The sequence below is a fragment of the Streptomyces sp. genome, assembly GCF_031178505.1.
Classification (GTDB): domain Bacteria; phylum Actinomycetota; class Actinomycetes; order Streptomycetales; family Streptomycetaceae; genus Streptomyces; species Streptomyces gulbargensis.
In genome coordinates this window covers 1-5334 of the sequence record NZ_JAPSIW010000499.1, presented here as the reverse complement: position 1 = coordinate 5334, position 5334 = coordinate 1, and the positions used below count along the sequence as shown (strand labels likewise).

The window sequence follows — 5334 nt, the reverse complement described above, 5'->3', positions numbered from 1 at the left end:
CTCCGCGCCGCTTCTTGCCGGAGGAGGTCTTCGGCAGCGTCGCCGCCCGCACCACGACGACCTCGGCGGGCGCGTGCTGCACCGTGGTCCGCAGCCGGTCGAACAGCTCGCGGGCCGTCCGCCGCAGCGACTCCTCGCCGCCCATCCCCTCCGCCACGACCACCATGCGCTCGGTGTCCGGCAGCGAGAAGGCGATCACCTGCCCGGGCCGCACGCCCGGGACACCGTCGGCGGCGATCTCGTAGTCCTCGGGATACAGGTTCCGGCCACCGGCGATGATCATGTCCTTGATCCGGCCGCACACGTACAACTCGCCCTCGTACAGGAAACCGAGGTCACCGGTGCGCAGCCGGCCGTCGGCGAGGACCCCCGCCGTGTCCGGCGGCGCCCCGGGCCCCCTCCAGTACCCGTCCGTCACTCCGGGCCCGCGCACCTGCACCTCGCCGATGTGCCCCTCGGGCAGCTCCCGGCCGTCCGCCGACCGGACGCTCACCCCGGTCCCGGGCAGGGGCCGGCCGCAGGAGACCAGCGGCCGGGCCGGGCGCGGATAGCCGTCGCCGCCGGCCGGACCCTCCTCCGGGCCGAGGACCCGGACCGGGCGGTCCGCCCCGGCGGCGCTCACCACCAGCGTGGTCTCGGCCATGCCGTACGTCGGGCAGAGGCTCGCGGCCGGCATCCCGGACGTGCCGAGCACCCGCAGCGTCTCGTCGACGATGTCCGCGGTGACGGCCTCGGCGCCGTTGATCGCCACCCGCAGCCGGGACAGGTCCAGGGCGGCGGGCCGCAGCTGCTGGGCCTTCGCGGCCAGCCGGTACGCCGAGTCGGGCGCCGCCGTGATCTCCGCGCGCCAGGTGCTCACCGTCTCCATCCAGCACGACGGACGGCGCAGGAAGTTCTCCGTCGGCAGCACCACGGCGTGCACGCCCTGCGCGAGCAGGCCGGCCACCGAGACGATGCCCATGTCGTGGTAGAAGGGCAGCCAGCTGACGTAGGTGTGGCCGGGCCGCATGCCGAGGACCTCCATGCAGGTCAGCACGTTGCCGACGAGCTGCCCCTGCCGCACCGGAACCGCCTTGGACGTACCGGTCGTCCCCGAGGTGAACTGCAGCATGCCGAGCCGGTCGGCCTCCGGTACGGGCGGCGGCGGGCCGGTGACGCCCGCCGCCGCCTCGTCCAGGTCGAGCACCCGGAACCCGTCCGGCACCTCACTCGCCGGGCCGTCGGCCGGGGACCCCGCGAGCAGGGCGCGTACCTCCGGCGCCCGGTCCGTCAGCAGGGCCGTCGCCCCGGCCACCGCCACCCGGTGCGCGAGGAACGCCCGCGCCTCCCCGGCGTCGCCCCGCCGTTCGTGCGGCAGCATCACGGCGACGGCGCCGAGCCGCCACAGGCCGAAGAGGGCGAGCAGCATCCGCGGCGAGGTGGGCGCCAGGACGCACACCCGGTCACCGGGAGCCACCCCCGCGCGGCGCAGCCCGGTGGCCACCGCCGTGGCCCGCTCGTCCAGTTCGCGCAGACTCAGCCGGGCCGGCCGCATCGCCGCGTCGAGCACCGTCAGCGAGCCGCCGTGTCCGGCCGCCCGCGCGAGGGCCTGGGGTATCGAGGTCTCTGCCATTCCCATGGCCCCCCACGCTAGGCAGTCACCGCCGGTGCCCGGCCCGTCCTTAGGCCTGTCCGAGCGGGGGTGCCCGATCGGCCGGACCGGGCGACGGGGCGGCCGCTCCAGGGGCCCGGTCGACGTGCCGTAGTCCTGAAGAGACCGCGGTGGCGTGAACATTCCGGTCCGCCCGGCGAGGATTTTCGGCGTCGTTGCCTGGGGGTGCCCGGGCGGATAGTGTCTCGGCTACTAGCACCGCATAGTAGGACCCGGTCGAAAGACAAACGCGTCGAGGCCGAGCCGGAGTCCGAGGGCACGCATGTGTGTGCCCTTTGGCATGCCACGACGCGCATATGCTCCGCAGCGTTCACGTGCTCCGCCGCTCTACCAACTCCCCGCCGTCGCGCACCCTGACGGACGGGCCCCCCGATGGTAAGCAAACAAGGAGGCCCAGTCGTGACCGAGACCGTCCACACCCCTGTCCAGGAGTACCTTCGGAAGGGTGAGGAGGCGCTGGACGTCGCCCTCGTCGTCCCCAACGAGATGGCGAGGTTAGGTCTCAAGACCATGCTGTCCGCCATGAGCATTCGGCACCTCGTCGAAGCCGAGTCCTGTGAGGAACTCACCCGCAGTCTCGACCGAATACCCGTCGACCTGGTCATCATTTCCTGTACGGGCTACGAATTCGAGGCGCTGGAGGAGTCCCTGCGCGACGTGGCCGAAAAGGGGGCCAAGGTTCTCTTCCTGCTGGAAAGCGCCGCCCAGCACATGATCGTGCAAGCGGCGTGTCTACCCGTCGACGGATTCCTCATACAGTCGGAACTGACCAGGGCGGATCTCGTCGACGCCCTTCGCAGGATATCCATAGGCGAGATCTCCATGCCCTCCACGCTCGCCCGCCAGCTGCTCTCCCAGGTCCGGGAGCGCGGCGGCGTGAAGTCGCCGCGCCCCGTCTCCCTGACCCCCCGGGAGCAGCAGGTGCTGTCGCTGGTTGCGGACGGTCTCAGCAACAAGCAGATCGCCCGCCGGCTGGACATCTCCGAGCACGGTGCCAAGCGCCACGTCGCGAACGTTCTCGCCAAACTGAACAGCCCCAACCGGACCCTGGCCGTGGTGACCGCCCTCCGGGAGGGCCTGCTCCCCGCCCAGGTGTGACGGGGTGACCGTCACCGCCCTGCCGACGTCACCGTGAGCCGGCCCCCTCCCCGCGCGGCCGCCACGTCCGCAGCCTCAGGCTGTTGGCCACCACCAGCAGCGAACTGCCCGACATAGCCAGCGCGGCCAGCATCGGATGGAGCAGACCGACCGCGGCCACCGGGATCAGGAGCACGTTGTAGCTGAAGGCCCAGGTGAGATTGGACCCGATGACGGCCAGCGCCCGCCGTGCCAGTTCCACCGCGTGCACCACGGCGAGGATGTCGTCCCGGACCAGCGTCACCCCGGCCGCCCCGATGGCCGCGTCGGTCCCCGTCCCGAGCGCGATCCCCAGCTCGGCACGGGCCAGTGCCACCGCGTCGTTCACCCCGTCGCCCACCACCGCCGGCACCCGTCCCGCGGCCCGCAGCTCCTCCACCACCTCCGCCTTCCGTTCCGGCGAGGCCGACCAGTGCACCTCCCCGACGCCGAGCTCGGCCGCCACCCGCCGTGCCGCGCCCGGCCCGTCGCCGGTGAGCAGCACCGTCCGCAGCCCCAGGGCGTGGAGCCGCTCCACGGCCCGGGCGGCGCCGGGGCGCGTCGTGTCCCCGAGCACCAGCACCGCGACCGGCGCCCCGTCCACCTCCACCACCACGGCCGTACGGCCCGCCGCGTCGGCCTCCGCCGGCACGCCCGCCAGCGTCCCCGGCAGCCCGGTGGCGGCGTGCGGCCGCAGCACCCGCACCCGCCGGCCCCCGACGGTCCCGCTCACCCCGGTTCCGGCCATCGCCACGAACGCGCCGACCTCGGGGGGAGGGGCGGACGCCGGAGCCGCCGGGAGCTCCCTGCCTCCGGCGCTCTCCGCCGCCTCCACGACCGCCCGCCCGATGGGATGCTCCGACAGCCGTTCCACCGCCGCCGCGAGCCGCAGCACCTCGCCGCGCTCCCAGCCGGCCGCCGTCACCGTGTCGAGCAGCCGCATCCGGCCGGTCGTCAGCGTCCCGGTCTTGTCCAGGACCACCGTGTCGATCTCCCGCAGCCGTTCCAGGACCTCGGGCCCCTTGATCAGCACCCCCAGCTGCGCGCCGCGCCCCGTCGCCGTCAGGAGCGCCGTCGGCGTGGCCAGGCCCAGGGCGCACGGGCAGGCCACGACGAGCATCGCGACGCCGGTCGTCACCGCGCCCTGCGCCGTGGCGCCCGCGCCCAGCCAGAACGCCGTGACCGCCACCGCGAGCGCCAGCACCGCCGGTACGAACACGCCGGCGACCCGGTCCGCGAGCCGTTGCGCCCGCGCCTTGCCGGCCTGCGCCTCGACCACCAGCGCGGTGATTCTGGCCAGTTGGGTGTCGGCGCCGACCGCGGTGGCCCGGACCACCAGGCTGCCGCCGAGGTCCAGCGTCCCGCCGGTGACCCGGTCCCCGGGGCCCGCCTCGACCGGGACGCTCTCGCCCGTCAGCATCGACACGTCCAGAACCGCCCCGCCGCGCACCACCACACCGTCCGTGGCGACCCGCTCGCCCGGCCGGACCAGGAAGTGCCCCCCGGGCAGCAGCCGTTCGACCGGAATCCGGTGCTCCCCGCCCCCCTCCGGGCCGTCGACGGCGCTCACGTCCTTGACCGCGAGCTCCGCGAGGGCGCGCAGCGCGGAACCGGTACGGCGGCGGGCCCGCGTCTCCAGGAGCCGCCCGCACAGCACGAACAGCGGCACGCCGACCGTCGCCTCCAGATAGACGTGGGCGTCGGCGGAGCCCGCGGACAGCGAGAACGGCATCCGCATGCCGGGCGTCCCGGCCCCGCCCAGGAACAGGGCGTACGCGGACCAGAGGAAGGAGGCCAGGACGCCGAGGCTCACCAGCGTGTCCATCGTCGCCGTGCGGTGCCGCAGGGCCCGCAGCGCACCCCGGTGGAACGACTCCGCGCCCCACAGCGCCACGGGCGCGGCCAGCAGGAAGCACACCCACTGCCAGTTGAGGAACTGCGCGGCCGGCACCATCGAGACGACCATGACCGGCAGGGCGAGGAGGGCCACGAGGACGACGCGCAGCCGCGCCTCCGTGTCGTCCGCCCCTTCCTCCGCCGGTGCCCCCGGGCCGGCGTCACCCGGGCTGAGCGGCGCCGCCGTGTATCCGGCGCGTTCGACCGCCGCCACGAGCCGCTCCACCGGTACCTCCGGCGGATGCAGGACCCGGGCCCGGCCGGTGGCCAGGTTCACGCCCGAGGTGACCCCCTCGATGCGGCCGAGCCGCTTCTCCACCCGCGCCACGCACGCGGCGCACGTCATCCCGCCGACGGCGAGGTCCGTGGTCACCAGTTCCCCGGCGCCACCGTCCCGCGCCGCTCCCGTCCCGGCCGTCTCTCCCGTACGGAGCGTCCCGCCCGCCGCGATGCCGGTCACCGTGCCTCACCCATGCCGTCCATGCCGGCCCCGTGCCGCCAGGACTCCTCGCGGGGCGGGCTCCAGCCCGGCCGGACCTCGGGTGGTACGGGGCCGACCGCGCGGCCCACCAGCAGGGCCAGCACGAACAGCACGCCGAGCAGGAGGAGATAACCGGCCGGTCCGCGCAGCCAGGGCGCGCGCGCCCCGCCCGCGGCGAAGCGCCGTCGTA

Annotated in this window: 4 protein-coding genes; 1 reads left to right on the top strand and 3 read right to left on the bottom strand. The window is 74.7% G+C overall.

Annotated elements, in window-relative coordinates; all coding sequences use genetic code 11:
* A partial coding sequence (locus tag RIF68_RS26290; protein WP_309053779.1) for an AMP-binding protein occupies positions 1 to 1618 on the bottom strand: 1618 nt, incomplete at its 3' end.
* 432 nt (positions 1619 to 2050) lie between these two features.
* On the opposite strand from RIF68_RS26290, the gene RIF68_RS26285 reads away from it, so the two are divergent.
* Positions 2051 to 2749 carry a response regulator transcription factor gene (locus tag RIF68_RS26285; RefSeq protein ID WP_309053778.1) on the top strand — a complete coding sequence of 233 codons (699 nt, stop codon included), beginning with the start codon at positions 2051 to 2053 and terminating at the stop codon, positions 2747 to 2749.
* 28 nt (positions 2750 to 2777) lie between these two features.
* Here the strand turns inward: RIF68_RS26285 and RIF68_RS26280 are convergent, their stop codons facing one another.
* Complete coding sequence (locus RIF68_RS26280) at positions 2778 to 5123, bottom strand: heavy metal translocating P-type ATPase (protein ID WP_375165090.1); 2346 nt, start codon at positions 5121 to 5123, stop codon at positions 2778 to 2780.
* Positions 5120 to 5334 (bottom strand): hypothetical protein (locus RIF68_RS26275; RefSeq protein ID WP_309053777.1); only part of this gene is annotated, 215 nt, incomplete at its 5' end. The genes RIF68_RS26280 and RIF68_RS26275, both read right to left, overlap by 4 nt.